Below are 23043 nucleotides of genomic sequence, written 5' to 3' on the forward strand. Positions count from 1 at the left end.
CCTCCAATTCGCTCCAGCGGCATTTTCCAAAACGCTAGAGGAATCGAAGAGCGGGCAGCCGAGTAACGTCGCTATTCGCGGGATTCAGTGGATTTACGAACGATTTCCGGTTCGGCGCCGTTTGGCGACCCGCCGTTGAGCAGGGCCCTGGCCAGGCCCAATCCGGTGCCTCCGAGTGTGAGCGCCTTGGCGAGCATTTCTTCCACGCCCTGGGCGCCGTTCAGCACCACCATGTGATCGACGTTTCCGAACGCCTTCGCGCCCGCCTCGACGATTTCCGGCCAGTGCTCGGCGAGTTGCTGCGCGACGACCGCCTCCTGGTTGCTCGCCAGCGCCTCCGCGCGGGCCTTGATGGCCTCCGCCTGCGCCAGCCCCTTCGCCCGCGCGGCGTCGGCCTCTGCCATGCCGAGCAGCCGGACCGCCTCCGACTCCGCCTCGCCGCGCAGCCTGATGCCCTCGGACTCGGCCTGCGCCTGGGCGACCGCCGCGCTCCGCGCCGCCTCCGCGAGCGTGACCTGCTCGTACGCCCTGGCGTCCGCGGGCCTGCGCACCTCGCCCTCCAGCCGCTTCTCGGCGAGCATGGCCTCACGTTCGGCGGCGGTCGTCTGCTGGACCACGACCTCCTGGCGGGCGGTGGCCTCGGCCAGAGGGCCCGCCTGCTTGGCGGAGGCCGCGGCCCGGTCGATCTCGGCCTGGTACCCGGCCTGCTGGATGCGGGCCTCACGGACGGCGGCGGCCTTCTTGATGGTGGCCTCCTGCTCGGCGGCGTTGGCCTCCTGGTCGCGCTGGGCCTCGGCGATCCTGGCCAGCGAGGCCACGGCGGCGGCGTGCGGGCGGCCGAGGTTGGAGATGTAGCCGGTGGCGTCCTCGATCTCCTGGATCTGCAGCGAGTCGACGTTCAGGCCGAGCTTGCTCATCTCGTCGGCCGACGACGTGCGGATCTCGTTCGTGAGCGCGTCCCGGTTGACGATCAGGTCCTCGACCGTGAGGTTGCCGATGATCGAGCGCAGGTGGCCGGAGAAGAGCTGGTGCGTCTTCTCGTCCACGGTCTTCTGCTGGTCGAGGAAGCGGCGGGCGGCGTTGGCGATGGAGACGAAGTCGTCGCCGACCTTGTAGATCACCACGCCGCGCACGTGCACCGGGATGCCCTGCTTGGTGACGCACTTGACCTCGAGCTGAGAGACGCGGCTGTCGAGCGACATGCGCCGCGCGGTCTGGAACCCGGGGACGACCAGCGCACCCTTCCCCGTGACGATCTTGAAGCCGAGCGTCTCCCTGCCGCGGGCGCCCAGGCCCGAGATGAGGATCGCCTCGTTCGGCTCGGCGACCCGCCAGATCAGCTTGAACGCCACGACGGCGACGAACACGATCAGGGCGATGATGCCTGCGAGCATTAAGTCCATGACCACTCCCGGGAGGACGTCGTCAACTAAGTCGCCGACCAGACTTCCCGGCTCGCCCCAATTTGAAGGTACGCCCGATCAAGGCGCTTTGCTAGGAATTTCCGGCTCTGTCCCGTTGGGAGTGGCGCCGTTGAGCAGGGCCCTGGCCAGACCGATCCCGGTGCCGCCGAGCGTGAGGGCCTTGGCCAGCAGTTCCTCGACTCCCTGGGCGCCGTTCAGCACGACCATGTGGTCCACGTTCCCGAACGCCTTCGCGCCCGCCTCCACGACCTCCGGCCAGCGCTCGGCGAGCTGCTGGGCGATGACCGCCTCCTGGTTCTCCTTCAGCGCCTCGGCCCGGGCCCTGATCGCCTGCGCCTCCGCCAGCCCCTTGGCCTCCGACGCCTCGGCCTCGGCCAGGCCCAGCGCCTTGGCGGCCTCGGCGTGGGCCAGACCGCGGGCCTGGGCGGCCTGGGCCTCGGCCTCACCGGCGATCTTCGTGGCGGCTCCGGCGGCCTCGCCGCGCAGCCGTACCGACTCGGCCTCGGCCGCGGCGGCGAGCTTGACCTGGGAGGCCTGCGCGGCGGCGCGCAGCTCGGTCTCCCTGGCCTCGGCCTCCGCCTGCGCGATGCGGGCGTCGCGCTCGGCCTGGGAGAGCGTGACGGTCTCGTACGCCTTCGCGTCGGCGGGCTTGCGCACCTGCGACTGCAGCCGCTGCTCGGCCAGCTTGGCCTCCAGCTCGGCGGCCTTCGTCTCCTGGACCACCACCTCCTGGCGGGCGGTCGCCTCCGACAGCGGGCCCGCCTGGCGGGCGGTGGCCTGGGCCTGGTCGATCTCGGCCTGGTAGGAGGCCTCCTTGATGCGGGAGTCGCGGCGGGCGGCGGCCATGTTGGCGGCGGCGACCTGCTCGGCCTCGGTGGCCTCCTGGTCGCGCTGGGCCTGGGCGATGCGGGCGGTGGCGGCGACCTTGGCGGCGTGCGGCTTGCCGAGGTTGACGATGTAGCCGGTCTCGTCGTCGATCTCCTGGATCTGCAGGGAGTCGACGATCAGGCCCAGCTTGCTCATCTCGTCCGCGGCTGAGGCCCTGGTCTCGCTGGTCAGGCGCTCGCGGTTGAGGATGAGGTCCTCGATGGTGAGGTTGCCGATGATCGAGCGCAGGTGGCCGGTGAACAGCTCGTGGATGGCGCTCGTCATGAAGTCCTGCTGGTCGAGGAAGCGGCGGGCGGCGTTGGCGATGGAGGACAGGTCGTCGCCGACCTTGTAGATGACCACGCCGCGGATGTGCACGGGGATGCCCTGCTGGGTGACGCAGGAGACCTGGAGGTTGGCGGCCCTGGTGTCCAGCCGCAGCCGCCTGGCCGCCTGGAAGCCGGGCAGCACGGCCGTACCTTTGCCTGTGATGATCTTGAAGCCGAGGCTGTCCACGCCCTCGCCGCGGCGGCGGGCGCCCAGCCCGGAGATGATCAGGGCCTCGTTGGGCTCGGCGACCCGCCAGACGGCCTTGAACAGCAGGATGATGACGACTGCCGCGGCGGCGATGCCGCCGACCGCGATGAGGAGCTCGGGGGACATCGGAGCGGCCTCCCTTAGATGAGTGCCCTGGCCACGTAGACGGTCCGCGGGGGGAAGTACTCGACGACGATCACGATGGAGCCGGCCTGGAACTCCTCGTCGGGCACGCTCGGATGGGCGTAGAACGCCTCCACGCCGCCCCGCACCGGGATCATGACCTCGCCGACGAGCCCTGGGCCGATCTTTCCTGTGACCCTGCCCTGCTTGCCGACCACCGGACTCCCCCCGCTCGCGATATTCCGGACGCTACTCCAATCGAGGATTCGCGGTAATAGGCGGCGCGAAAGTTCCCGCGGCGTCGCGCGGCCTCGCGGGCGGGCGGGGTGAGCACGCGGGCACGCGGCGCGATTGACGCAGGGGAAACGGGGTATCCGGGGTTCGACGGTTGGGGCTGGGCCTGGCGGCGCCGTCACGGCAGCCCTCCGTGCCGTGAGGTGGAGGCGTTGTGAGACTGTGGCTGCGGATCTTCCTGATCGGTTTCGTCCTGTGGCTGGCCAGCGTCGCCGTCACCGCCTGGACGGCCAACTCCAACCTCGTGCCGACCGTGGTGCTGTTCGGCAGCTTCCTGGTGCCCGTGACGTTCGTGGTCTGGGCGTACGGGCGCGAGCGCTCGCCCCGGGTGACGGTCGAGCTGCTGTTCATGGCGTTCGTGGTGGGCGGCGTGCTGGGCGTGCTCGGCGCGTCCCTCCTGGAGAGCCTGCTGATCCGGCCCTCGGTCGTCATGTACGTCCTCGTCGGCCTCATCGAGGAGGGCGTGAAGCTCGGCGCGCTGATGTTCGTCACCCGGAAGATGGAGCGGCGCTCCGCCGGAGACGGGCTCATGCTCGGCGCCAGCGTCGGCTTCGGCTTCGCCGCGTTCGAGAGCGCCGGGTACGCCTTCAACGCCCTCTTCACCTCCGACGGCCTGTCGCTGTCCCAGCTCGTCGAGACCGAGGTGCTGCGCGGCATCCTGTCGCCCGTCGGGCACGGCCTGTGGACGGCCATCCTGGGCGGCGTGCTGTTCTCCGCACGTGGCCGGCTCACCGGTTCCGTCCTGCGGACCTACCTCGGCGTCTCGTTGCTGCACGCCCTCTGGGACTCCATGACCGCCATCGCGATCGCGATCACGCTCGTGCTGACCGGCAAGCCGTGGCAGTGGGAGCTCCTACGTATCGGCCGGGTCCCGAACGTGACCGACTGGCAGGTGCACGTGTTCACCATGGTCAACTGGGCCGGGCTCATCACGATCTCCCTGGTGGCGCTGCTCTGGTTGCGGACGATCGCCGGGAAGGCGCGCCACGATCGGGAGATCTTGTCCCAATAATCACGGTAATGAACGTGTTCCTCCCACTGCGCCGGAACCATAAACGATGCTAGTCTCCTATGCGATCTTCCGGAGGTGTATTTACACAAGGTGTGGAAATGCCCCCGACTCGAGGTTGGGACATGGGCTCGCGAAACCGGTCAATTCGGTTCAAGATCTTCTTATTGTTGCTGCTACCCCTCCTGTCTCTGAGCGCGCTCTGGGGTTTCGTCCTCAACCTCACCATGGGCGACGCCCAGTCACTGCTCCGGGCAAACACGCTCTATCGCACTCTCGGCGTCGCCTCCACCGACCTGGGATTACAGTTGCAGGCCGAGCGGGTGCGCTCAGCGGAGACGCTCACTACGCGTAAGCTCACCTCGGTTCTCAGCGCCCAGCGCGCCCGCACCGACAGGTCCGTCACGGACTTCAAGCTCGCCGTCATGGAGGCCGGCAGCTGGGTCGGCGAGGACCTGCGACTGCCGCTCGACACCCTCGACTCCACCCTCGGCCGCCTCGGGGCGATCAGGGCCGACATCGACGGCGGCCTCGGCTCCCGGCTGGCCGGGCTGAACGAGTACAACCGCATCCTCGACGCGATCTTCAGCCTCTACGACCACCTGGTCTCCGTCTCCGACCTGACGATCTTCCAGCAGGCGTCCTCGCTGCAGGCCATGGGCATGGCCAGGGAGTACATCGCCAGGGAGCACGCGCTCATCATCGGGGCCCTGTCCGACGGCCGGCTGACCGCACCCGAGGTCTCCGCCTTCACCGAGTACGCGGCCTCCAGGAAGTTCCTCCACTCCCGCGGCCTCGCCGGGCTCGACGTGACGCTGCGCCGGCCGTACGAGCAGGTCTTCGCCACCGAGCCGTTCCAGAGCTTCGCCACCATGGAGGCTCGGATCATCAAGACCGGCAGCCCGCCGCCCACCGCCGAAGGGTGGACCGAGGCCACCGACAAGCTCACCTCGCGGCTCGACCAGCTCGGCTCCTCCTCGACCGCCGTCCTGGCCACGCGCACGTCCGAGGCCGCGACCTCCACCATCGTCAAGATCGCCATCGCGGGCGGCGTCGGCTTGATCGCCGTGCTCGCGTCGATCATCATCTCTGTACGCTTCGGTCGCCGGCTGGCCGGCGAGCTGGCCGGGCTGCGTACCGCCGCGGTCGAGCTGTCGCAGAGCCGGCTGCCCGACATCGTCGAGCGGCTGCGCAGGGGCGAGGACGTCGATGTGCAGAAGGAGGCCAAGGCGATCAAGGTCCACGGATCCGCCGAGATCACCGACGTGGCCAGGGCCTTCGGCTCCGTGCAGCGCACCGCCGTGACGGCGGCGGTCGGCCAGGCCGCGCTGCGGCGCGGGGTCGGCCAGGTCTTCCTCAACCTCGCCCGGCGCAAGCAGGGCCTGCTGCACCGGCAGCTCGCGCTGCTGGACGGCATGCAGCGCCGTACGCACGACCCCGACCGGCTTGAGGAGCTCTTCCGCCTCGACCACCTGACCACCCGCATGCGCCGGCACGCGGAGAGCCTGATGATCCTCTCCGGGGCCGCGCCTGGACGGGCCTGGCGCAAGCCGGTGCCCGTGATCGACATCGTCCGCGCGGCCATCGCCGAGATCGAGGACTACACCAGGGTCTCGGTCGAGGGCATGCCGGTCGCCGCGGTCGACGGGACCGCCGCCGCCGACCTCACCCACCTGGTGGCCGAACTGGTCGAGAACGCCACCATCTACTCGCCGCCGAACACCACCGTCCACGTGAGCGGCGACCTGGTGAGCAACGGATACGTCATCGAGGTGGAGGACCGCGGGCTCGGGCTGTCGGTCGCCGAATACTCGGTGTTCAACACGCGGATGGCCGCGCCGCCCGAGTTCGACCTGGCCGACAGCGACAGGCTGGGCCTGTTCGTGGTGGCCAAGCTGGCGCAACGGTACGGGATCAAGGTGCTGCTGCGGCGCTCACCCTTCGGCGGGACGACGGCCATCGTGCTCGTGCCGCGTTCGATGGTGACCGAGCAGGCGGCGCTGGAGGCGGGCGACGTCGACGGCAAGGCCGATCTGCCGAACCGTACGCGGAAGAAGGCGCTCGCCGTGGTGACCTCGGGCACCCACGCGGGACTGCCCAGGCGGGTGCGCCAGGCCAACCTGGTGCCGCAGCTCAAGGAGAGCCCGCCGCTCGGGCAGGAGCAGGCTCCCGAGCCGGAGCCGCGCGGGCAGGAGCCGCCTCCCGAACGCTCTCCAGACGAGGTAAGGGACTTGTTCTCCGCGTTCCAGCGGGGAACCCAACGCGCCCGAAATGAAGCCTCTGAGGAGGGGCCATGAGTAAGGGGGATGCATGACTTTGCCGACCACCAACACCGGTGAGCTCAACTGGCTGCTGGACGACCTTGCCACCAGGGTCGCCGCGGTGCGACAGGCGGTCATCTTGTCGACCGACGGCCTCGCGGTCGGCTACTCGAAGGGTTTGACCAGGGAGGACGCCGAGCATCTGTCGGCGGTTGCGGCCGGGTTCCAGAGCCTGGCCCGTGGCACCGGACGCCATTTCGGCGGCGGTGACGTGCGTCAGACCATTGTGGAGATGGAGTCGGCCTTCCTGTTCGTGACGGCGGCTGGACAGGGCACGTGCCTGGCCGTGATCGCCGACGCGAACGTGGACGTCGGCCACATCGCCTACGAGATGGCGATGCTGGTCAAGCGGGTGGGCCAGCACATCACCACCAACCCGCGCGCTGGAGCGTCATGAGCGATAGCCCGCAGTGGTTCGATGAGGACGCGGGGCCCGTCGTTCGGCCCTATGCTCTCATCCGCGGCCGCACGCGTTCCTCAGGGGACGCGTTCGACCTCGTGGCAACCGTGCGCGCCATCGGCGACCCCCCTGGCGAGCTCGGCCCCGAACAGCAACTCATCCTGCGGGCAGCACGTAATCCGATCTCGGTGGCCGACCTGGCCGTCGAGCTCGACCTGCCCGTCGGCGTCGTCCGGGTCCTGCTGGGCGACATGCGTGACCACGGCCTCATCTCGGTGTCGTCGCCCTCATCCGGAGGGTCGCGGTCGAATGAGCGCATTCTCAAGGAAGTGATCAATGGACTCCGTGCTCTCTGAGGACCCCGTCGCGCTGAAGATTCTCATCGCAGGGGGGTTCGGCGTCGGCAAGACCACACTGGTCGGGGCGGTCAGCGAGATCAAGCCGCTGCGCACGGAGGAGGTCCTCTCCGACCGCGGGATCGGGATCGACGACCTCGACGGCGTGGAGGGCAAGAACACCACGACCGTGGCGATGGACTTCGGCCGCATCACGATCCGCGAAGGGCTGGTCGTGTACCTGTTCGGCACGCCCGGGCAGGAGCGGTTCTGGTTCATGTGGGACGAGCTGTCCTACGGCGCGCTGGGCGCCGTCGTGATCGCGGACACGCGGCGGCTGACCGACTGCTTCCCGTCCGTCGACTACTTCGAGCAGCGCGGCACGCCGTTCGTGGTGGCCGTCAACTGCTTCGAGGGGGCGGCCCGGCACACCGTCGAGGACGTGCGCATCGCGCTCGACCTGGACGACGACGTGCCGGTCATGCTGTGCGACGTGCGGCGGCGCACCTCCGCCAAGGAAGTCATGATCGCCCTCGTGGAGCACTCCCTGCGGACGCTGACCTCCGCGAACTAGAGTGCCCTGAGGCCGTTGATCACCTCTCGGAGCAGGCTCTCCGTGGGCGTCGCGGCCTTGTCCTGCGGCGGGCGTACCGTGACCAGTCCGTGGTCTAGCAGGTCCCCCAGCAGCACCCTCACGACGCCGACGGGCAGGCCCAGATCCGAGGCGACCTCGGCGACGGGCCTGGTCTGACCTGCCACGGCGCCCAGCAGCCGCCGGTGCTGGGCGCTGAGCTCCGCCTTGGCCGGGACGGGCAGGCCCGTCGCGGCGACGGTCGCCAGCAGGTCGAGCGCGGAGGAGGAGGTGGGCTTGGTGCGCCCGCGCGCGACCGCGTACGGCCGCACGACAGGACCCGCCTCCTCATCGACCCACTCGTGCTCGCGGCTCACGATTGAGATCCCCCATCCTGGTCACTGCTGTCCTGCCGCCCCCGCTGCCACCCCGACTGGAGCGAGGAGAGCAGCGCCCTGGCCTCCTCAGGTGAGCGCTCCTCTGCCGGTGGCGCGGACGGCGGCGTCTGCTTGAGCCGCTGCGGCAGGCTCGTCTGCCGCTCGCGCTGCGGCAAGCCGGTCTCCCTCTGCCGCTCGCGCTGCGGCAACCCCGTCTCCCTCTGCCGCTGGCGGCGCGGCAGCTCGGGCTCCTGTTCCTGCTGCGGCACGGCCACCGGGCCGCTGCCGACCTGCTGTGGTCGCTGCTGGGGTCGCTCCTGGAACCCTTCCTGGGGCCGCTGCTGCGGCAGGGCCACGGGGCCGCTGCCGCCCGCCTGCTGGCTCCGCTTGCTGGTACGGACCCGGCGCGGCAGCTCGCCCGGCCCGGTGGTCTCCTGCCGGACTTCACCGCGGCCGAGCACCGAGACCGAGACGGACTCGAACTCCAGCGGCTGCACCGGGGTCACCATGGGCTCCACCAGGGAGCCGGGCACGAGCACGATGGCGGTGGTGCCGCCGTACGGCGAGGGCTTGAGCGTCACCTTGACGCCGTGCCTGGCCGCGAGCATGCCGACCACCGCGAAGCCCAGCCGTTCGGTCTGGGCGGGGTCGAAGTCGGGCGGGCTGGCCAGGCGGGCGTTGATGCCCCTGCGGGTGGCCTCGTCCATGCCCAGGCCGCGGTCCTCGATCTCGACGGCGAAGCCCCTGCCGACCATCTCGCCGCGTACGGAGACCTCGTTGCCGGGCGAGGAGAAGGAGGCGGCGTTCTCGATCAGCTCGGCGAACAGGTGCATGAGGTCGGCCACCGCCGCGCCCGAGACGCCGCACTCGGTCATCGGGTAGACGCGTACCCGGGTGTACTCCTCGACCTGGGCCGCCGCGCCGCTCAGCACGTCCTCGATCGGGATGACGCCGCGCCACCTGCGGCCCGCCGCGCCGCCCGACAGCAGCACCAGGCCCTCGGCGTGGCGGCGCATGCGCGTGGTCAGGTGGTCGAGCTTGAACAGGCGCTCCAGCGCCTCCGGCTCCTCCGTCTGGCGCTGCATCTCGTCGAGCATCTTGAGCTGGCGCTGGAGCAGCGACTGGCTGCGCCTGGCCAGGTTACGCAGCGCCTGCGACACGCCCTCGCGCATCCTGGCCTGCTCGACGGCCGCGTCCACAGCCGTGCTCTGCACGCTGTCGAACGCCGCGGCCAGGTCGGCGACCTCGCTGGTCGAGTCGCGGCCCACCGTGATGGGCGGCGCCTCGGTCGCGATGTCCACGCTCTCGCCCTTGCGCAGCTTCGTCACGACGTCCGGCAGCCTGATCTCGGCCAGGTCGAGCGCGGTACGGCGCAGCGCCCTCATCTCGCGGGTGAGCCGGCGGCCGACCTTGATCGAGATGACGATGGAGAACACGACCGCGATGAGGCCGAGCAGGCCCGCGATGCCGGCCCGCACCACGATGCCCACGCCCGCGGGCTCCATCCTGGCCAGCAGCTTGTCGCCGGTGCGCCAGACGGCGTCCCTGAACTCCTTCTGGACCTGCTCGGACACGCCCCGCCACAGCTCGACGTCCACGGGCTGGCCGGAGATGTAGCTCTCCAGCAGGTTCTCCATGGTGCCGTAGCGCGGGGAGTAGTACAGCTTCTCGAAGGGGGCCCGCAGCTCGGTGTCGAGGTTGGCCAGCGCCTTGGGGAACAGGTACGTCCTGGTGTGGTCGAGGCCGGCCAGCAGGTGGAGGTCGGAGCTCATGGTCATCCGGCCGTTCCCGGCGACGATCAGCGCGTGCTCCCGGCTCAGCAGCTCGCGTACCTCGTCCGCGGCGATCAGGCCCTGCGCCTGGAGCGCCATCTGGAGGTCGGTGCTGACCATCATCCTGGAGTACAGCAGGTGGATCTCGTCGGAGATCTTCGCGTACTCGGTGACCAGGGTGCCGGGGGTGAGCTTGCGCTCGTCCACCTTGCGGCGGATGTCCGGGATCTGGTTGATCGCCTCGAAGACGTTCTGGAGCTGGGTCTTCATGTCCGGCGTGAGCGCCGACTGGACATCCTCGGACATGCCGCGCTCGCGCAGCGTCTTGCGGTTGTTGTCGACCTTGGCCCGCGCCTTGTTCAGCGTGTCGGAGTCCGTGACCGAGCCCGCGATCCGCTCGGCCGAGGCCAGTCGCTCGGCCTGGAGGTTGGAGATCAGGCCGTCGGCGTTGTTGATGACCCCTGTCCAGATCGTCTCGACCTTGAGCAGGTTGAACGCGTCCCCCGACGTGGTGCTCGCGGCGAAGCCCCAGAGCGCGACCAGGGAGACCAAGGGGATGACGAGCAGCGTCGAGATCTTGAATCTGATGGATCTGCCCGATGCCATGACACCCGCTCCCGGATAGAAGATCGCGGGAGAGAATAGCACCGAAACAGGTGGTTTTAAGATCGACTTGCGATAAATCTGTGATATGTCGGGAAATCTGCATGCTGGGTGCCGGCCCGCACGCTGACCGGACGCCAGGTCAGCCAGGCCAGCCACGCGGCCAGCACGCCCAGCAACGTCACCTCGGCGCCCAGCAGCAACCGCTCGACGAGCCCGATCATCACCCGCTCGCCCGGCAGGGCCACGTACGTGATCGCCAGCAGCCCGAACCCCCCGGCCAGGGCCACCCACTCCACCACCCGCGCCACGGGCTTCCAGCGAGCGTCTGAGCCCAGCCTGGGCACCAGCAGCGCCCCGGCGGCGGGCAGGCTGACGAACGCGGCGACGGACACGTACCGGTGGATCTGGGCCGCGAGGTCGAGATCCGTCCCGAGGGGCGTGGTCGGGACCAGGGCCGCCACGACCAGGGCCCCGGACCACACCCCCAGCAACCACTGAGGCATCCCCCGCACCGGCGCCCCGGCCGCCCGCAACCCCAGGAGCAGAGCCAGGGACCCCAACCCCAGCACCGCCATGGCGACCTCCGTGACGCCCCCGCGGTCGGACACGGCGTATTCGCTGACGGTGACGTTCATGGGGTCGAGCTGGGGGTCGGGCCCGAACTGCCCGACCAGCACGGCGACCACTGCGAACAGGATCGCGGCGCAGGCGACCAGGGGGGAGAACCTCTTCACTGCGGTCATGAAGCCACTCTCCCGCCGGGGCAAGCCCCCTCACATCCGGCCCTGCCCCCGACCCGACCCTGACCCAACCCTGAGGGGATTACAGCTCGATCACCGACAAGACGTTCCCCGCCGGATCCGTGAACCAGGCGATGGGCGGGCCGCCCTCGCCGCGCAGAACGCCCCTGGCGTCCTGGGCGAAGCCCTCGTAGCGCTCGAAGCGCACCCCTCGCCCCGTCAGCTCCTCCACCGCCTTGTCGATGTCCTCGACCGGGAAGTTGAGGATCGTGAACGTGGCCGGGGCGTGGTTCTCCTTCGGATAGACCAGGATGTCGGCGCCCCCCTCGATGTGGAGCGTCAGCATCCCGTGCTCCTCCGACACGCGCAGCCCCAGGGTCTCCCCGTAGAACCGCCTGGCCGCCGATATGTCGTTCACCGAGAAACCGCTGAACGCCTTCGTCGTCCCGAACATGATCGCCTCCCCCGACGTCACATGCCTGCCCGATGGGCCTCGCTGAGCTGAATGATCTGCACGTAGTTGCCGTCCGGGTCGACCGCGGTGGCGAACAGGCTGCCGTCGCGGTCCTCGAGCTCCGCCAGCCACGTCACGCCCGCGCTCTCCATGCGCGCGGCGACCGCGCGGGCGTCGGCCACGTCGAAGTTCAGTATCACCCTGCCGGGCTCGGGATTCTTGTCCGACACGTCCGCCCGCGTGTCGATGAACAGGTAGAACTCGCCGAACTTGAGCACCCCGTACCCGTTGACGTCGGAGTTGTCCTCCGGGTCGAGTGCGGTGACGTACCAGGTGCGCAGGCGCTCGGGGTTCGTGCTGGCGAGCAGCAGGCTGCCGAGAACGGGTCGCCTCATGGCGGCCTCCTCTGATGGTGTCGACGTGCTTTCCACCAGGCAGACCGGACGGAGCGGGAAAACTCATCGCCGCGGGGCAAAAAATTCCGCGCGGCGCGCCCGGGGTGGTCGGCCGGGCGGGCCGCGCGGATTCTGGCGCCGTGGATCAGCCTGTGCGGAGGGTGAGTCCGTAGACGCTCAGGATCTCGTTGACGGGCTGGTGGTACGTGGTCCCGCCGACGGAGCAGTTGCCCGAGCCGCCCGAGGTGACGCCCTGGGCCTGGCTGCCCGAGATGAACGAGCCGCCGGAGTCGCCGGGCTCGGCGCACGCGCTGGTGCGCGTCAGGCCGGTGACGGTGCCCTGCGGGTAGGTGACGGTGGCGTTGTGCTGCTGGATGGTGCCGCAGCGCCAGCCGGTGGTCGAACCGGAGCGGCAGATGGACGAGCCGACGGCGGCCTGGGTGGAGCCGCGGACGATCACGGTCGCGCCGCCGGAGCCGCGGACCCAGGGCTGCGCGGTGTTGCCGGGAGCGGCGACCCATGCGTAGTCGTTACCCGGGAACGAGGCGCCCTGGAAGGTGCCCGTCGGGTTGGTGGTGTTGGTGGCCACGCGGCAGTGCCCGGCGGTGACGAAACCGGGGGTGCTGCCCCTGGTGACGGAGAAGCCGACGCTGCAGCGGCTGGAGCCGATGTAGAACGGCGAGCCGCCGATGATGTCGATGAGCGGCACGGGCCGCTCGGCGGTCGCCGACACGCTGACCGCGCTCCTGTCCACGCCCGCGGCCTTGGCCAGAGCCTCAGCGGACTCCACCGTGGGCGCCTGGATGGAGACGCTGTTGGTCTTCACGTCCACGAACCAGAGCGCTGCCGCGGCCTTGGCCTGCTTCGGCGCCTGGTCGAGCTGCTGCACGATCCCGTCGAGCTGGGCGAGCGAGCGCGCGACCACGACCGGCTCGGCGCCCTGCGCCTTGATGGTGGCGGTGGCGTTGGCGTCAGTGGTGGCGACCAGGAGCTTGGAGGCGTCGTCGTTCAGCCAGGCGCCGCCGTACGACGCGCCGAGCTGTGAGGTGAGCGAGGCCTGGGTGGCCGCGGCGCGCTCCTCGTTGGCCAGGCGGGCGGAGACCTGCTGCTCGGAGAGTCCGAGGTCCCGCTCGAGCGCGTCGACCACGGATGGGGGAAGGGATGGGGAGGCGGATTGAGGTGCCGGGTCAGCTGCTGCGGGGCTGAGGGGGGCGGCCAGGCAGGCGGCGAGGATGACGCCGCCCACTAACGCACAGCGTTTACTCAACATGTGCACTCCTCGGGTGGGGGTGCTGTCAAGTTAACGGCTGCTATGGCGCCTGCCAGCATGCCAAACGGCCCCTATTTCGGTGTTATAGGGGCTTTTAGGACATGGATTGGTCGCCTTAGTGGCTAGGCGGATTTGGCCTCCGGCAGCGGGATCCACTTGTGCGCCCAGGTCACCATCTCGTCCAGCACCGGGCGCAACTCCTGCCCCATCTCGGTCAGGTGGTACTCGACCCGCACCGGCGAGGTGGGCAGCACGCGACGCTCGATGAGCCCGGCGCTCTCCAGCTCGCGCAGCCGCCGGGCCAGCATCGTGTCGTTGATGCCGGGGATGGCCGCCTTGAGGTCGGCGTAGCGGTGAGCGCCCTTGAAGATCATGTGGATGACCGCCCCCGACCACCGGGCGCCGATCAGCTCTAAGGCGATGTGGAAGCGAGCGCAGACCGAATCGAGACTCACGCCACACATCCTAGCATTTGCTCTGAAATATGTAGTTACTCAATAATGTTGAGCAGCTAGCCGCCTGAGTGAAGGAGCACGTCATGAACAAGCCGGTCCTGCAGATCGTCGTCGCCAGCACCCGTCCGGGTCGCGCGGGGCGTCCCATCGCCGAGTGGTTCCACGGCAAGGCCGTGGAGTCCGGGCTTTTCGAGGTCGAGCTGATCGACCTGGCGGAGGTCGCGCTGCCGTTCCTGGACGAGCCCAACCACCCCAGGCTCAAGCAGTACGTGAACGCGCACACCAAGGAGTGGAGCGCCACGGTCGAGCGGGGCGACGCGTACGTGTTCGTGACCCCCGAGTACAACCACAGCTTCAACGCCGTGCTGAAGAACGCCCTCGACTACCTGCACCACGAGTGGCAGCACAAGGCGGCCGGGTTCGTCAGCTACGGCGGCGTCTCCGGCGGCACCCGCGCCACGAACAGCCTGCGCCAGGTCACCAGCACGCTGCGGATGATCCCGGTGCTGGAGGCCGTGAACATCCCCTTCTACTCCCAGTTCATCGGCGAGGACGGCAAGGTGCACGCCAACGACGTCATGGACGCCGCCGCCGACGCCATGCTCGCCGAGCTGGCCAAGCTGACCGGCGCGTTGCGCCCGATGCGCGTCGCCTGAGCTACGCTGCCGGACGTGGCGACGGCTGTGGGTGTGGTGGTCCGTTATCGCAAGGCGGTGACGTACGGCGTGCACGCGCTGCTCGCCGCGCTGGAGACCGCGGGAGTGGAGCACGAGCTGAGACTCGGCACCACCCCCGAGGAGACCGCCGGGCACGTCACGGCCAGTCAGGCCGGCCGGGTGCTCGTGCTCTGGTCGTTCTACTCGCCCGACGCCGAGGCCATGGCGGCCGAGTTGGCCACGGTCAGGTCGCTGAGCGGCGGCCGGGGGCTGCACATCGCGGGCGGCGTGCACGCCACGGCCGAGCCGCAGCAGGTCATCGACGCGGGCTGGGACCTGGCGGGGATCGGCGAGGGCGAGTCCACGATCGTCTCCCTCGTCCGGGCGCTCCAGCGGGACGAGCCGCTCACCTCGGTGCCGGGGCTGGCGATCAAGGACGCCGACGGCGTCGCCCTGCGCACGAGGCCGGCGCCGCAGCTGCCGCTGGACGCGTTCCCCTCCTTCGTGGGCAGGAACGGGCCGATCGAGATCACCCGTGGTTGCCGCTACACCTGCCGCTTCTGCCAGACGCCGTTCATGTTCGGCGGGCAGTTCCGCCACCGCTCGGTCGCCAGTGTGCGCGAGCACGTGCGCGGCATGGTCGACCGGGACCTGCGCGACATCCGATTCATCACGCCGACCTCGCTCTCGTACGGCTCCCCCGGCCCTGATCCCGACCTGGACAAGGTCGAGGAGCTGCTGGCCGGGGTGAAGGAGGAGCTGCCGCCGCGCGGCCGGGTCTTCTTCGGGAGCTTCCCCTCGGAGGTGCGGCCCGAGCACGTCACCCCCGAGGCCATGCGCATGCTCAAGCGCTACGTGGCCAACGACAACCTGATCATCGGTGCCCAGTCCGGCTCAGACAAGGTGCTGGCCGCCTCGGGGCGCGGCCACGACACCTCGCCGGTGCGCGACGCCGTCAGGATCGCGGTCGAGCACGGCTTCCGGCCGAACGTCGACTTCATCTTCGGCATGCCGGGCGAGACCGAGGAGGACCAGGAGCAGTCGCTGCGGCTCGCCTCCGACCTGGCCGAGCTGGGGGCGCGCATCCACACCCACACGTTCATGCCGCTGCCCGGCACGCCGTGGCGGGACGCCGAGCCCGCGTTCATCCCGCTGGCGACCATGAGCGAGCTCGACCGGCTGGCGCAGCGCGGCGACGCCTACGGGCACTGGCGCAGGCAGGCCGAACACGCCGTCCGGCTGGCCGAGACGGCCAAGGCCTATCCGCGGCGGGCGCGGCGCCGGCGCGCGGACTAGCGGTCGTCGTCGTCGAAGGTGTGCAGCACCCGCTCGAACGCGTCGCTGACAGGACGCAGCGCCTGCGCGAACGCGTTGACCAGCGGACCGAAGATCTCCGACACCTCGGTCATGAAATCGGGACTCTTGCTTTCGGGAGGCGCCCAGCGCATGGCGTCCGCGCTCAGCGTCTCCCACTCGTCGACGGCGCCGTCGATGGCGTCGAGCACGTGGTCAGGATCGCTTGGCATGACCGTTCCCCGTGGAAGAAGGGTCCTATCACATCTACGGTACTTCAGGCGGGGATGGACACGCCTACCCCGCCTCGGGTCTGAGCGCCGTACCTCTCCTTGTCGGCGGTCAGGTCGAGCGGGCGGATGCCGGCGCGCGCGGCGAGGGTCTCGTCGGTGATCATCGAGGCCGGCACCAGCCACGACACCTCGAACTCCAGCCCGTCGGGGTCCTTCGCGTACAGCGCCTTGGTCGTGCCGTGGTCGGAGGAGCCGACCAGCGCGCCGAGCTCGCCCAGCTTGACGGCGACCCGCTCCAGCTCGTCGAGGGTGTCGACCTCCCAGGCCAGGTGGTAGAGGCCCACGGACGTGCTGCCCGCCGGGGACGGGTCCGCGTTCGGGCCGATCTGGAACAGGCCCAGGTCGTGGTCGTTCGTCGAGCCGGGGGCCTGCAGGAAGGCGGCGCCCGGCATGCCCATCACGACGTCGAAGCCGAGGGCCTCGCGGTAAAAGGCGACGCTGCGTTCGACGTCGCGGACGTAAAGAACCGCGTGGTTGAGTCGTTGAACAGGCATGATGTGCCCCTTTCCGAGCTGGGTCCCGTCTCAAGTATATGAGCGTTCAACTAAATTGGGAGCGTGACGAGATGGCTGGATGCGGACGAGCAGCACACCTGGCGGAACTTCCTGGCGGCGACCCAGCTCATCAACGAGGCGCTCGACCGCCAGCTCCAGCGGGACGCGAGCATGCCGCACACGTACTACATGATCCTCGTGGCGCTCTCCGAGGCCCCTGAGCGGTCGATGCGGATGAGCGAGCTGGCGGCCCGGGCCCAGAGCTCGCAGAGCCGCCTGTCACACGCCGTGGCGCGCCTGGAGGAGCGCGGGTGGGTCCGCCGCGAGCGCTGCCCCGACGACGGGCGCGGCAGCTTCGCCGTGCTCGCCGACGCCGGGTTCGCCGCGCTGGCCGCCGCCGCGCCGGGGCACGTCGAGGAGGTACGGCGGAGCCTCTTCGACGCGCTGACGCCCGAGCAGGTACGCCGGCTCGACGAGATTTGCCGCGCAGTGCGGAACACGCTGGAGGGGTAGCGAGCGAAGTGTCGTCCCGAGGCCGTAGGTTTCTCCGCGTACCCGAACAAGGAGAGGCCGATGCACGACACCGAAGAGGCGCTGTTCAGGGCGGTCCACGGCATCGCGGGGCGGTTCGCCGGCCAGCCCGTGCCCGTGGTGATGGAGGAGTTGCTGCGCCATCTGCCCAAGGCTCCCGGCCTCGAGGTGGCGGAGATCCGGAAAATCGCCGAGGAGATCAGCGTGGGGCGTGATCCCTCGGGCTTGTGAACAACTGATCACCAGGGGAGCATCGAGACATGTACGAGCCAACCCCTGAAGATCGATTCACATTCGGTCTGTGGACGGTCGGCTGGCAGGCGCGCGATCCGTTCGGGGACGCCTCGCGGGCGCCGCTCGATCCGGTGGAGAGCGTGCATCGGCTGGCCGAGCTCGGGGCCTACGGCGTCACTTTCCACGACGACGACCTGCTGGCCGTCGAACGCGATCGCGACCGGGCGATCGCGGCCTTCAGGAAAGCGCTTGCCGAGACTGGGCTCAAGGTGCCCATGGCCACCACCAACCTGTTCACGCACCCTGTCTTCCGCGACGGCGCGTTCACCAGCAACGACCGTGACGTGCGGCGATACGCCCTGCGCAAGGTCATGCGCAACCTCGACCTGGCCGCCTCCCTGGGCGCCACCACGTACGTGTGCTGGGGCGGCCGGGAGGGGGCCGAGTCCGACGCGGCCAAGGACGTGCGCTCGGCCCTCGGGCGCTACAAGGAGGCCGTCGACCTGCTCTGCGGCTATATGCGTGAGCGCCGCTACGGCATCAGGTTCGCCATCGAGCCCAAGCCGAACGAGCCGCGCGGCGACATCCTCCTTCCCACGATCGGCCACGCCCTGGCGTTCATCGGCGAGCTGGAGCACCCGGAGATGGTGGGCCTCAACCCCGAGGTCGGCCACGAGCAGATGGCCGGGCTCAACTTCGTGCACGGCATCGCCCAGGCGCTGTGGCACGGCAAGCTCTTCCACATCGACCTCAACGGCCAGCACGGGCCGCGGTTCGACCAGGACCTGGTCTTCGGCCACGGCGATGTGATGAGCGCGTTCTTCCTGGTGGACCTGCTGGAGCACGGTGGCTACGACGGGCCGCGGCACTTCGACTACAAGCCTTTGCGCACGGAGGATCCTTCGGACGTGTGGGTGTCGGCCGCCGCGAACATGCGCACCTACCTGATCCTGCGGGAGAAGGCCCGCGCCTTCAGGGCCGACCCCGAGGTGCGCGACGCCCTGCGGGCCTCCCGCGTCGAGGAGCTCGGCCTGCCCACGCTCAACCGCGGCGAGACGCTGGCCGACCTCGCCTCCGACGACTTCGATCCGGACGTCGCCGCCGCGCGCGGATACCATTTCACGCATCTCAACCAGCTTGCGCTGGAGCACTTGTTAGGAGTTCGTGGGTGACGCTGGTCGCTGGGGTTGATTCCTCGACGCAGAGTTGCAAGGTCGTCATTCGTGACGCGGAGACGGGCGCGCTGGTCCGGCAGGGCCGCGCGTCGCATCCCGACGGCACGGAGGTGCATCCGTCGCACTGGTGGAACGCGTTGCTGCGGGCCATCGAGGAGGCCGGTGGGCTGGACGATGTGGCCGCCATCAGTGTGGGCGGGCAGCAGCATGGCATGGTCTGCCTCGACGAGTCCGGAAATGTCGTACGTGATGCCCTGCTGTGGAACGACACCCGCTCCGCCCAGGCAGCCGCCGACCTCGTCGCGGAGCTGGGCGGGCCGCAGGCCTGGGCCACCGCCGTCGGGTCGGTGCCGGTCGCCTCGTTCACGGTGACCAAGCTGCGCTGGCTGGCCGAGCACGAGCCGGACAACGCCGCCCGTACGGCCGCCGTCTGCCTGCCGCACGACTGGCTCACCTGGCGCCTGGCCGGCGCGTTCGCCTCGGGGACCTTCTCCGCCGACTCCCCGGTGCCGCCGCTCGACCGGCTCGCCACGGACCGGGGCGACGCCTCGGGCACCGGCTACTGGTCGCCGTCGACGGGCGCGTACCGGACGGATCTGCTGAAGCTGGCGTTCGGGTCGGTTCCGCTGCTGCCCCGGGTGCTGGGGCCGGCGGAGGCGGCGTACGAGGGAGACGGGGTGCTGATCGCCCCGGGAACGGGCGACAACATGGCGGCGGCGCTCGGCGTGGGCGCCCGCCCCGGCGACGTCGTGGTGTCGCTGGGCACCTCCGGCACCGTGTTCGCGGTCGCGGAGTCGCCCAGCGCCGACCCGACGGGCGCGGTGGCCGGGTTCGCCGACGCCACGGGGCGGTTCCTGCCGCTGGTGTGCACGCTCAACGCCGCCCGCGTCATGGACGCCGCCGCCCGCATCACCGGGGTGAGCCTGGACGCCTTGAGCGATCTGGCGCTCCAGGCCCCGCCGGGGGCGGACGGGCTGACGCTGGTGCCGTACCTGGAGGGCGAGCGCACCCCCAACCGCCCGACCGCGACGGGCTCCGTCCACGGGCTGACGCTGGCCACCTCGACCCCCGCCCACCTGGCGCGGGCAGCCATCGAGGGCATGCTGTGCGGCCTCGCCGACGCCCTCGACGCGCTGGGCATGAAGCCGGAGCGGGTGCTGCTGATCGGCGGCGCGGCCCGTTCGGAGGCGGTCCGCCGCATCGCCCCCACGATCTTCGGCGTCCCGATCACGGTGCCGCCGCCGGCCGAGTACGTCGCCAACGGGGCCGCGTACCAGGCCGCCACGCTGGTCACCAGCCCGGACTGGCGGTCGGAGGAGACGGAGACGTACGAAGGGGACGCCGTCCCCTCGATCCGCGACCGCTACGCCCGCGCCACCACCCACATCCTCGACTGACCCCTTTGTTCCCGGCCGCCTGTCCGGCTTGATTCCGGCCGCCTGTCCGGTGCCCCTGACTTTCGACAGGGGCGCCGGTTGACCATCGGCCGATGACGGGCCCACCCCAGCGGCGCCAGGCTCGCTCCCATGAACACCCCCTCCCCTCTCACCGGCGCCACGCTCGCCCCCACGAGCACCCCCTTCCCCTTCCCCGGACGGTGGATCGGCGGCGTGACGCTCATCGTGGGGCCGGTGATCATGTGCGCCGGATACCTGCTGCGTTATCTGAGCACGGTCACCGCCCTCACCCCTCAGCAGCAGGCCTGGGCCGAGGCACAGCCCTTCGCCGCCTTCGGTCAGCTCCTCGCCTACACGTCGGCGCCCGCTCTGCTCACCCTCTCCTACGCGGTGTTCGCGCTGGGGGCGCTGCTGCTCTTCCCCGCCTTCGTCGCCCTGTCCCAGCAGGTGGGCGGCCACCTCTCCTACTGGGGCGCCACGCTGCTGGTCACCGGCCTCTTCGCCCGCCTGTACTTCGCCGGCGCCGACCAGACCGCCTTCCAGCTCACCGAGGTCATCGGCCTGGACCAGACGACGAGCGCGATCATGAAGGAGTATGTGGACATCTCCTACGGACCGTGGCGGGTGCCGGTCTGGGCCTCGGTCGGCCAGTACGCGGGCTCGCTCCTCTTGGCCGTCGCCGCCTGGCGCTCGGGTCTGCTCGGCACCGCCCGCGCCGTGATGTTGCTGCTGGCAGGAGGTACGTGGATGGGCGTGCTGAAGGGCGCCTCCATCCCCGACGTACTGGTCACCGGCCTGCTCTGCGTGGCCCTGGTCCCGCTGGGCGCCCGGATGCTCCGTAACCGGCTGCCCACCACGACCGGCCGGCCGAAGGCGCTGAGTTGGTGACCAAGACCTGCCGCCCAGGCGGTTGGACGCGCCCCCGGCGCGATGAGTCGTGCTGAGGCGGCCGCTGCGACCGTTCCATAGATCAAGCGAGTTGCAGCGGCCACGGCTCAGGGGCGGCGAAGCTTCCAGACAATCAAGGCGGGAGTGTCTTCACATGCCACCGCCGCCGCCTCCGGACACCACCGCTGGGCGAGAGGGCCACCATGCCCGCCGGGCACCTCACCCCACCGAGGTTCGTGGCAGGCCACAATCTGCAGCCCCGCCCCATGGATGGCGCCGATGTAGTCGCTGGCCAGAAACCGGCTGGCCGGCATAGCCCGCAGACCCCCATCCGGCCCTGCCACCCTGGGCACCCCTCCCAGATAAAGCGACAACGGATGAATGTCCGACAGCACCACATGCCCACCCGGCCGAACGACCCGCGCCAATTCGACCAGCGGCGGCCCCAGCTCCGGCAGATGGGTCATCGCCAGCGCACAGACCACCACATCGAAACTCCCCGACGGGACCGGCATCCGATGCAGGTCCCCCCGGTGGAACTCCCCACCCGGAACCTTGGCCTCCGCCCGGGCCAGCATCTCCACCGAGGAATCCACACCGACGACCTCATGCCCCAGCTCAGCCAGGAACGCGGCATGCCGACCCGTACCGCACGCGACGTCCAGCGCCCGTCCCACGGCGAATTCGGCCAGAATGCGCCGCACCAACGGCTCCTCCGCCGCGATCAGCGGATTACCCTCGTCGTCGTATCGCTCAGCCCACTGCGCGTAACCCTCCACGGTGGAGGCCTGGCCGACAACCGCGTCCGCGTTCAACGCCGGATCCGGATCGGTGACCATCCTGCGGATCTCAGCGATCCGCCGTTCCACAAAGGCCGCATCCCCCAGATCGCCGGCCTGGGCCCGCAACAACGCGACCCCTTCCAACCCCAGAAGCCAGGCGAGCGTGTGAGCGTAGGAAGGCATGCCGACACGATAGAAACCCGGCATCGCCCGCAACCACCCAATTAACCCCTCAGACCACCACAGCACCGCCGACCAAGTCCGATCACCCGCTGTAGAACCTCAGGAAACTCACGCACAATCGCGGCCACTGTCAGCTCAGGCACCATTCCTGTGCTATCAACGGCAACGCAGCAACAGCAGCCGTGATCGGCGGCCGAAGGGCCGATCCGCCGCAGTCGTGCGAGGGCAAGACTGATCGGTGCGGGCCGAGTGTGGAAAGGTGCGACGATGGCCCAGGCAGTCGAGATGTTCTTCGATGACCAGGCGGACCAGAAGGTTCGGCGGTTGTGGGAAATCCTCGCGGATCACGGTCTGCCCAGTCTGGCGACCCTGACACACCGCCGCCACCGGCCACACGTGTCGCTGACTGTCGCCGAAACCCTGAACGAGGCAGACCTGGACGACCTACGCTCGGCTCTCACCCAACAGCCCCCAGCCCTGAACCTGGATTTCCTGGGGACATTTCCCGGCGCGGAAGGTGTGCTCTTCGCCGGGGTCGCCGCGACAACCGAACTCCTGGCCTTCCACAGGAGGATCCATGCCGCCCTTCCGAGCCACCGAATCAAACACTGGCCGTACTACTTTCCGGACAAATGGATCCCCCACTGCACCCTGGCCATCGGGCTGAACCGTACGGAGTTGTCGGAGGCCATGGATGTGCTGCACGGCTTTGAGCCAATAGCTGCCGCGGTCTCCAGCATCGGCATCACCGAGACCACCACAGGTACGGTCACGCCTTTGCTTCCCTCCGGCACCCCCGTTCGCCATCCACCAGCAGAAGATCGTGAAGGCTAGCGTCCCACAACGCGTGCTCCCCGCCTCATCTGCGCAGGGGAGTATCGGTACATGATCCCGGCCACGTTCTCCTCCCTTCAGAGCGCCATTCCCACCCACCCAGTGATGCCCCCTTCCGCGGCAACGACGGCCGAGCTTTCTCCCACCGGCGCCGCCTGAAATCATCGCCAGGTGTTCGACTTCGGGATAGCCGGCTACAGACCGGCGTGGCTGAGAGGCGTCTCGGCCGTCATCGCCGGGGAGTGTAAGAACAACGGTGTAACTCCTGATCATGGAGGAACGCCTGATGAGTACTGTGATCCAGGCATCGACGGAGATCGACCTGGAGGATGC

General features: G+C 69.6%; 26 protein-coding genes. 13 read left to right on the top strand and 13 right to left on the bottom strand.

The window, feature by feature from the left end:
* Positions 1–71: 71 nt before the first annotated feature.
* The 3 genes from ABZS69_RS31790 to ABZS69_RS31800 all read right to left on the bottom strand — a co-directional run bounded on the left by ABZS69_RS31790 (position 72) and on the right by ABZS69_RS31800 (position 3169).
* Positions 72–1403, bottom strand: coding sequence for an SPFH domain-containing protein (locus ABZS69_RS31790; RefSeq protein WP_355378999.1), 1332 nt, complete (start codon positions 1401–1403; stop codon positions 72–74).
* 78 nt (positions 1404–1481) lie between these two features.
* A complete protein-coding gene (locus ABZS69_RS31795; protein ID WP_355379000.1) occupies positions 1482–2954 on the bottom strand; it encodes an SPFH domain-containing protein in 1473 nt (490 codons plus the stop codon).
* 14 nt (positions 2955–2968) lie between these two features.
* Positions 2969–3169: a hypothetical protein gene (locus ABZS69_RS31800; protein ID WP_355379001.1), complete on the bottom strand. Its 201-nt coding sequence runs from the start codon at positions 3167–3169 to the stop codon at positions 2969–2971.
* Between the two features lie 230 nt (positions 3170–3399).
* Between ABZS69_RS31800 and ABZS69_RS31805 the strand changes: the two genes are divergently transcribed.
* The 5 genes from ABZS69_RS31805 to ABZS69_RS31825 all read left to right on the top strand — a co-directional run bounded on the left by ABZS69_RS31805 (position 3400) and on the right by ABZS69_RS31825 (position 7884).
* Positions 3400–4257 (top strand): PrsW family glutamic-type intramembrane protease, encoded by an 858-nt coding sequence (locus ABZS69_RS31805; protein ID WP_355379002.1) that lies wholly within the window; start codon positions 3400–3402, stop codon positions 4255–4257.
* 167 nt (positions 4258–4424) lie between these two features.
* On the top strand, positions 4425–6551 hold the full coding sequence (locus ABZS69_RS31810; RefSeq protein ID WP_355379003.1) for a nitrate- and nitrite sensing domain-containing protein: 2127 nt from the start codon (positions 4425–4427) through the stop codon (positions 6549–6551).
* Positions 6552–6564: 13 nt separating this feature from the next.
* Positions 6565–6972: a roadblock/LC7 domain-containing protein gene (locus ABZS69_RS31815; RefSeq protein WP_319707425.1), complete on the top strand. Its 408-nt coding sequence runs from the start codon at positions 6565–6567 to the stop codon at positions 6970–6972.
* The gene (locus ABZS69_RS31820) at positions 6969–7331 is read left to right on the top strand and encodes a DUF742 domain-containing protein (RefSeq protein ID WP_185069806.1); all 363 of its coding nucleotides are present in this window, start codon (positions 6969–6971) and stop codon (positions 7329–7331) included. The genes ABZS69_RS31815 and ABZS69_RS31820 overlap by 4 nt, the downstream gene beginning before the upstream one ends.
* Positions 7312–7884: an ATP/GTP-binding protein gene (locus ABZS69_RS31825; protein ID WP_355379004.1), complete on the top strand. Its 573-nt coding sequence runs from the start codon at positions 7312–7314 to the stop codon at positions 7882–7884. Before ABZS69_RS31820 ends, ABZS69_RS31825 begins: the two co-directional genes overlap by 20 nt.
* On the opposite strand, the gene ABZS69_RS31830 is transcribed toward ABZS69_RS31825, so the two are convergent.
* The 7 genes from ABZS69_RS31830 to ABZS69_RS31860 form a co-directional block, all read right to left on the bottom strand.
* Complete coding sequence (locus tag ABZS69_RS31830; protein ID WP_355379005.1) at positions 7881–8258, bottom strand: DUF742 domain-containing protein; 378 nt, start codon at positions 8256–8258, stop codon at positions 7881–7883. The genes ABZS69_RS31825 and ABZS69_RS31830 overlap by 4 nt on opposite strands.
* A complete protein-coding gene (locus tag ABZS69_RS31835) occupies positions 8255–10636 on the bottom strand; it encodes a nitrate- and nitrite sensing domain-containing protein (protein ID WP_355379006.1) in 2382 nt (793 codons plus the stop codon). Before ABZS69_RS31835 ends, ABZS69_RS31830 begins: the two co-directional genes overlap by 4 nt.
* A gap of 56 nt (positions 10637–10692) precedes the next feature.
* Complete coding sequence (locus ABZS69_RS31840) at positions 10693–11379, bottom strand: DUF998 domain-containing protein (RefSeq protein ID WP_355379007.1); 687 nt, start codon at positions 11377–11379, stop codon at positions 10693–10695.
* A 79-nt stretch (positions 11380–11458) separates the two neighbouring features.
* Positions 11459–11830, bottom strand: coding sequence for a VOC family protein (locus ABZS69_RS31845; protein WP_355379008.1), 372 nt, complete (start codon positions 11828–11830; stop codon positions 11459–11461).
* A gap of 17 nt (positions 11831–11847) precedes the next feature.
* Positions 11848–12225 (bottom strand): VOC family protein, encoded by a 378-nt coding sequence (locus ABZS69_RS31850; protein WP_355379010.1) that lies wholly within the window; start codon positions 12223–12225, stop codon positions 11848–11850.
* A 145-nt stretch (positions 12226–12370) separates the two neighbouring features.
* The gene (locus ABZS69_RS31855; RefSeq protein WP_355379011.1) at positions 12371–13372 is read right to left on the bottom strand and encodes a S1 family peptidase; all 1002 of its coding nucleotides are present in this window, start codon (positions 13370–13372) and stop codon (positions 12371–12373) included.
* Between the two features lie 245 nt (positions 13373–13617).
* Positions 13618–13950, bottom strand: a complete 333-nt coding sequence (locus ABZS69_RS31860) for a helix-turn-helix domain-containing protein (RefSeq protein ID WP_355379012.1) — start codon at positions 13948–13950, stop codon at positions 13618–13620.
* An 83-nt stretch (positions 13951–14033) separates the two neighbouring features.
* Here ABZS69_RS31860 and ABZS69_RS31865 point away from each other — a divergent pair, with 83 nt between their 5' ends.
* Positions 14034–14606, top strand: coding sequence for an NAD(P)H-dependent oxidoreductase (locus ABZS69_RS31865; protein ID WP_355379013.1), 573 nt, complete (start codon positions 14034–14036; stop codon positions 14604–14606).
* Between the two features lie 15 nt (positions 14607–14621).
* Positions 14622–15902, top strand: coding sequence for a TIGR04013 family B12-binding domain/radical SAM domain-containing protein (locus ABZS69_RS31870; protein WP_355379014.1), 1281 nt, complete (start codon positions 14622–14624; stop codon positions 15900–15902).
* Here ABZS69_RS31870 and ABZS69_RS31875 read toward each other — a convergent pair.
* Together ABZS69_RS31875 and ABZS69_RS31880 are read right to left on the bottom strand one after the other, a co-directional pair.
* Entirely contained in the window at positions 15899–16132 is a 234-nt protein-coding gene (locus tag ABZS69_RS31875; protein ID WP_355379015.1) for a hypothetical protein, read from the bottom strand. The genes ABZS69_RS31870 and ABZS69_RS31875 overlap by 4 nt on opposite strands.
* Positions 16133–16176: 44 nt before the next feature.
* Positions 16177–16686 (bottom strand): VOC family protein, encoded by a 510-nt coding sequence (locus tag ABZS69_RS31880; protein WP_355379016.1) that lies wholly within the window; start codon positions 16684–16686, stop codon positions 16177–16179.
* Positions 16687–16749: 63 nt separating this feature from the next.
* Here ABZS69_RS31880 and ABZS69_RS31885 point away from each other — a divergent pair, with 63 nt between their 5' ends.
* The 5 genes from ABZS69_RS31885 to ABZS69_RS31905 all read left to right on the top strand — a co-directional run bounded on the left by ABZS69_RS31885 (position 16750) and on the right by ABZS69_RS31905 (position 20911).
* Positions 16750–17199, top strand: coding sequence for a MarR family transcriptional regulator (locus tag ABZS69_RS31885; RefSeq protein WP_355379017.1), 450 nt, complete (start codon positions 16750–16752; stop codon positions 17197–17199).
* A gap of 60 nt (positions 17200–17259) precedes the next feature.
* Positions 17260–17448 (top strand): hypothetical protein, encoded by a 189-nt coding sequence (locus ABZS69_RS31890; protein WP_355379018.1) that lies wholly within the window; start codon positions 17260–17262, stop codon positions 17446–17448.
* 29 nt (positions 17449–17477) lie between these two features.
* Positions 17478–18623 carry a xylose isomerase gene (xylA, locus tag ABZS69_RS31895; protein WP_355379019.1) on the top strand — a complete coding sequence of 382 codons (1146 nt, stop codon included), beginning with the start codon at positions 17478–17480 and terminating at the stop codon, positions 18621–18623.
* A complete protein-coding gene (gene xylB / locus ABZS69_RS31900) occupies positions 18620–20023 on the top strand; it encodes a xylulokinase (RefSeq protein WP_355379020.1) in 1404 nt (467 codons plus the stop codon). Before xylA ends, xylB begins: the two co-directional genes overlap by 4 nt.
* Before the next feature lie 129 nt (positions 20024–20152).
* On the top strand, positions 20153–20911 hold the full coding sequence (locus ABZS69_RS31905; RefSeq protein ID WP_355379021.1) for a hypothetical protein: 759 nt from the start codon (positions 20153–20155) through the stop codon (positions 20909–20911).
* A gap of 107 nt (positions 20912–21018) precedes the next feature.
* On the opposite strand, the gene ABZS69_RS31910 is transcribed toward ABZS69_RS31905, so the two are convergent.
* Positions 21019–21876, bottom strand: a complete 858-nt coding sequence (locus tag ABZS69_RS31910) for a class I SAM-dependent methyltransferase (protein WP_355379023.1) — start codon at positions 21874–21876, stop codon at positions 21019–21021.
* A 267-nt stretch (positions 21877–22143) separates the two neighbouring features.
* On the opposite strand from ABZS69_RS31910, the gene ABZS69_RS31915 reads away from it, so the two are divergent.
* On the top strand, positions 22144–22710 hold the full coding sequence (locus ABZS69_RS31915; RefSeq protein WP_355379024.1) for a 2'-5' RNA ligase family protein: 567 nt from the start codon (positions 22144–22146) through the stop codon (positions 22708–22710).
* Positions 22711–23043 lie beyond the last annotated feature (333 nt).

Source organism: Nonomuraea sp. NPDC005650 (genome assembly GCF_040605375.1).
Classification (GTDB): domain Bacteria; phylum Actinomycetota; class Actinomycetes; order Streptosporangiales; family Streptosporangiaceae; genus Nonomuraea.